The following is a 1,036-nucleotide window of genomic DNA, read 5'->3' as shown; positions in this document are numbered from 1 at the left end:
TGTCCAGGCATTATCAAATAGTTTGACAGAACTCATCCGCCGTCACGAAATTCTGCGAACCACTTTTAGAGTCGTCAACGGGCAACCCATTCAGGAGATTCATCCGCCATCGGCTTTGACTTTACCCATCGTTGATTTGTGCTCCTTACGAAAGCGGAACGAGAAACCGAAGCGTTGCGCATTGCCACCGAATTCAATACGATGGAAGCAAAAAGAGGAGATAGACCACATGAACCTACCGCAAAACTATAAAAAAGAGGAAGGAAAATACTACCACATAGAAGAGGGTGGCGAGGAAAGATATGTAGGTGATTGCCCAGCAGAGGAAAAGTTGGGATATGGTAATTGCCATGGATATGCGCTGTATGGAGAGATTGATAGGAATGAAATCTGCCAGTTGCCGAGCGAGTTTCATAACAACTGGATAAACTGTCCGAAGAAGGAAGAGGAGATAGCTGTATATGTGACGTACGGTGGGCTTGTGGCACATAGCAGTAGAAAAGCTGGTGGGGAAGATGGAGCGCACTATCACAAATTATTTGCGGCGGCAAACAAGAGAGGCTTCGTGTACGTGTTAGACCCAGATATAAAAGCTAAAACGGATGGGTTGATAAAGAATTACTATTTACTCCCCAAACAAGAGACGAACTTTATGAATTGGGTGAATCGCATAGCCCCATTCGATAATGTAATCGGTCACCTAGAGGATGTCATAGAGCTTTTCATTGAGATGAGTAATCACTGGTTGCACAAAGATGAGCAAGGAAAAGCCGAGAGGAGAGAAGTTTGGTGTACACGAAAAAAAGTCCTTGAAGAAATGAGAAAGCAGTACGAAAGAGCGATGGAAGACTGCGAGGAAGCACTAAACCCGGTAGAATGTCGTTATCAAAAGGAAGCAGATATTGGAAATCGCCTGGGTACGTTCTGTGTAAAAGATATCACCGATGATGAGAGACAATGTTAGAGTCGATGCCCTGTATTATCCGGGGCACCTCACCTCAACAACCGTACGTGCGATTTTCATCGCATACGGCCC

1 protein-coding gene is annotated in these 1,036 nt (G+C 45.0%); it reads left to right on the top strand.

Features of this window, described 5'->3' with window-relative positions; translation table 11 throughout:
• A partial coding sequence (locus F6K53_RS45285) for a hypothetical protein (RefSeq protein ID WP_293087737.1) occupies window positions 1-964 on the top strand: 964 nt, incomplete at its 5' end.
• Between the last annotated feature and the right edge of the window lie 72 nt (window positions 965-1,036).

Origin of the sequence: Moorena sp. SIO4A1, from assembly GCF_010672065.1 — a bacterium.
Lineage (GTDB): Bacteria > Cyanobacteriota > Cyanobacteriia > Cyanobacteriales > Coleofasciculaceae > Moorena.
Note: the sequence above shows the minus strand (reverse complement) of the source record. Positions and strands in the feature narration are given on the sequence as shown.